We start from the raw sequence: 3,690 nt of genomic DNA, 5'->3' as shown, positions 1-3,690 counted from the left end.
TAAGAGACAGCTCCCCGTCGTGCCGATGTTCCACGTCAACGCCTGGGGCCCGCTGCCCGACACCCTGTCGCCCGCGCCGCGCGAGAGGCGACATTGCGCCGGTACCCACGGTCCGGCGAGATCCCTAGGCTGGGCCCGTTCGCCCCACCGTTCGAGGCGAACGCACCGCGCGCGCGAGTGAACCGACCGAAAAGGTGCCGACTGTGACCAAGCCGCACACCGAACCCCTGGCCGGCGGAGACGCCGTCAAGGCCGCCGATCGTGCCCATGTCTTCCACTCCTGGTCCGCGCAGGGCCTGATCGACCCCCTGGCCGTCGCCGGCGCCGAGGGCTCGTACTTCTGGGACTACGACGGCAACCGCTATCTCGACTTCTCGTCCCAGCTGGTCAACACCAACATCGGCCACCAGCACCCCAAGGTCGTCGCCGCCATCCAGGCGCAGGCGGCGAAGATGTGCACCATCGCCCCCGGCTTCGCCGTGGACGTCCGCTCGGAGGCCGCGCGGCTGATCGCCGAGCGCACCCCGGGCGACCTCGACAAGATCTTCTTCACCAACGGCGGCGCCGAGGCCGTCGAGAACGCCGTGCGGATGGCCCGCATCCACACCGGCCGCCCCAAGGTGCTGAGCGCCTACCGCTCGTACCACGGCGCCACCGCCGCCGCGATCAATCTCACCGGCGACCCCCGCCGCTGGCCCTCCGACACCGCGTCCGCCGGAGTCGTGCACTTCTGGGCGCCGTTCCTCTACCGCTCGCCGTTCCACTCCACGAGCGAGGAGCAGGAGTGCGAGCGCGCCCTGCGCCACCTCGAGGACACCATCGCGTTCGAGGGCCCGCAGTCCATCGCCGCGATCATTCTGGAGACCGTGCCCGGCACCGCCGGGATCATGGTGCCGCCGCCGGGCTACCTCGCGGGGGTCCGCGCGCTCTGCGACCGCTACGGCATCGTCTTCATCCTGGACGAGGTGATGTGCGGCTTCGGCCGTACGGGCCGCTGGTTCGCCGCCGATCACTTCGCTGTGACGCCCGACCTGCTGACCTTCGCCAAGGGCGTCAACTCCGGCTATGTGCCGCTGGGCGGCGTGGGGATCTCCGCCGAGATCGCCGCCACCTTCGAGACGCGCCCCTACCCCGGCGGACTCACGTACTCCGGTCACCCGTTGGCCTGCGCCTCCGCCGTCGCCACGCTCCGGGCGATGGACGAGGAGCGGATCGTCGAGAACGCGGCGGAGATTGGCGAGACCGTCCTCGGCCCGGGGCTGCGCGAGCTGGCCGAGCGGCACCCGTCCGTCGGGGAGGTGCGCGGCATGGGCGTGTTCTGGGCGGTGGAGCTGGTCAGGGACCGTACGACGCGCGAGCCGCTGGTGCCGTACAACGCCGCGGGCGAGGACAACGCGCCCATGGCCGCGTTCGCCGCGGCCTGCAAGCAGCGCGGACTGTGGCCCTTCGTGAACATGAACCGGACGCATGCGGTCCCGCCGTGCACGGTCACGGCGGCGGAGGCGAAGGAGGGGCTGTCCCTCCTCGACGAGGCCCTCTCGGTCGCCGACCGGCACGCTGTCGCCTGACCCGGCACCGCCTGGGTCGCAGCAGCCTGAGCCGGCACACCGCCGCCGGCGGACCCGGCAGCACGTCCCCCATGGCCAGGCACCCCTGCCCGAATCCGGGCAGGGGTGCCTGGTCATGGGGCGCCCGGCCCCGTCCCGCACCCGTATCCGAACCCTTTGGCCTCGCCCTGACATATCGTGTCCAGCGTCATGCCCCCGACCCCGGCCGTGAGGCCACGGACCGTAAGGACACCATGCCCGGCACCGGCAGCTCGGCTGTCACCCGCAACACACTGCGGCAGCAGATAGCCGAGGCCCTGCGCGACGAGGTGCTGGCCGGCCGGCTTCCCGCGGGCAGGCATGTCACGGTCAAGGAGCTGGCGGAGCAGTACGGGGTGTCGGCGACCCCCGTGCGCGAGGCGCTCGTCGATCTCTCCGCCCAGGGGCTGATCGACATGGAGCACCACCGCGGCTTCCAGGTGCACCGTTTCACCGTCGAGGACTACCGCGGCATGGTCGAGGCCCGGACGCTGATCGTCGAGGGCATCTTCCGGCGGGCCGACGCGCGGGGCATGCGCGTGCCGGCGCCCGAGGTGCTCACCTCCGTACGGCGCCGGGCGGACGAGGCCCAGCGCGCCTCACGCGCCGGCGACCTCGACATTCTCATCGGCTACGACCTGCGGTTCTGGCGTGAGCTGGGCTCCTTGGTGGGCAATCCGTACATATCCGACCTGCTGGACCGGGTCCGGGTGCAGAGCTGGGCCTTCGTGGTGCCGTATCTGCGCCGGGAGCGGGATCTGCGCGGCCGGCTGTGGTGCGGGCACAGCGACCTGGTCGACGCGGTGGACCGCCGTGACGCGGAGGACGCGCAGCGCCTGATCCGCTCGTACAACGAGCACTCACTGGCCATGGTCGAGGAGTTGACGGCCCGCGTGGGGAGCGGGGAAGCGTAGGCCGCCGGCTACGAGAACCGGCTGAGGCCGGCCGGGAGCCAAGGCGGGGAGCCAAGGCCAGGGGCCAGGGACGACAGGCCAGAGAGACGAGGGGGGACGACGGGTGGAATCCGTGCCGACCGGCCACGACCGGCTGAACACCCCGGCCGCCGCGCTGCCCGCGCAGCGCGCGACGCCGGATCGTTCCGCCGCCGATCGCACACCCGTCGACCTGACCGTGGTCATCCCCGCGTACAACGAGGAATCGCGGCTGGCCCGCGGCGTCGACGACATCTGCCGCTATCTGCGCACCGCCGGCCCGCTCGGCGACGCGCCCCGCTCCTGGGAAGTGATCGTCGTCGACGACGGCTCGACCGACGACACCGCGCGGATCGCGGCCGCCGCCGCGTCCGGCGAGCCCCGCGTCCGCGTGCTGCGCGCGCCCAGGAACCGCGGCAAGGGGCACGCCGTACGCATCGGCGTACGGGCCTCCCGCGGCCGGCGGGTGCTCTTCTGCGACGCCGACGGCGCCACGCCCATCGAGGAGCTGGCCCTGCTGCACGAGCGGCTCGACGAGGGCTACGCCGCCGCGATCGGCTCCCGTGCGGCGGCCGGCGCCCGCATCGAGAACCACCAGCACCGGCTGCGCGAGCTCCTCGGCAAGGCGGGCAACGGGCTGATCCGGGCCATAGCGGTGCCGGGCGTGCGCGACACCCAGTGCGGCTTCAAGCTCTTCGAGGGGGACAAGGCGCGGCTGGCCTTCGGCCGGGCCCGCACCGACGGCTGGGGTTTCGACGTCGAGATACTGCGGTTCTTCCGCGCCCACGGCTGGCCGATCGCCGAGGTGCCCGTGCGCTGGGCCCATCAACCCGGGTCGAAAATAGGGCCCTTCGACTATCTCAGGGTGCTCGCCGAGGTCGTACGGGCCCGCGTCCGCCTCCAGGGGGGAGCGGGGCGACACCTCCGTGCCGCCCCGCCCGTTCACCGACACGCCGCCCGCACCCGGCACGGCGCGAAACGAGGGATGAAGTGACGGAGACGATCCCGGGCCGGTCCCCGGCGCACGGCGAGGACGGGGACGCTCCCCACGGCACCGGCCACGAGCGCCGCGTACCCCACCGGTCACCCGCGTCACAGAAGTCACGCGGACCGCATCAGTCACGCGTACGCCGGCCCCGCGCCCCTCGCGACCCCGCTCGCCCTCGCCGCAG

Annotated in this window: 3 protein-coding genes; all 3 read left to right on the top strand. The window is 72.8% G+C overall.

Features of this window, described 5'->3' with window-relative positions:
* Positions 1-203: 203 nt before the first annotated feature.
* The 3 genes from ACSNOD_RS29595 to ACSNOD_RS29585 all read left to right on the top strand — a co-directional run bounded on the left by ACSNOD_RS29595 (position 204) and on the right by ACSNOD_RS29585 (position 3,512).
* A complete protein-coding gene (locus ACSNOD_RS29595) occupies positions 204-1,568 on the top strand; it encodes an aspartate aminotransferase family protein (protein ID WP_436770158.1) in 1,365 nt (454 codons plus the stop codon).
* 233 nt (positions 1,569-1,801) lie between these two features.
* Positions 1,802-2,500: a GntR family transcriptional regulator gene (locus ACSNOD_RS29590; protein ID WP_436770157.1), complete on the top strand. Its 699-nt coding sequence runs from the start codon at positions 1,802-1,804 to the stop codon at positions 2,498-2,500.
* 103 nt (positions 2,501-2,603) lie between these two features.
* Positions 2,604-3,512 carry a dolichyl-phosphate beta-glucosyltransferase gene (locus tag ACSNOD_RS29585; RefSeq protein WP_436770156.1) on the top strand — a complete coding sequence of 303 codons (909 nt, stop codon included), beginning with the start codon at positions 2,604-2,606 and terminating at the stop codon, positions 3,510-3,512.
* Positions 3,513-3,690: the final 178 nt, after the last annotated feature.

Source organism: Streptomyces sp. URMC 123 (assembly GCF_051386515.1).
In the GTDB taxonomy this organism is placed as follows: Bacteria; Actinomycetota; Actinomycetes; order Streptomycetales; family Streptomycetaceae; genus Streptomyces.
This window is presented reverse-complemented; position numbering and strand designations above follow the sequence as displayed.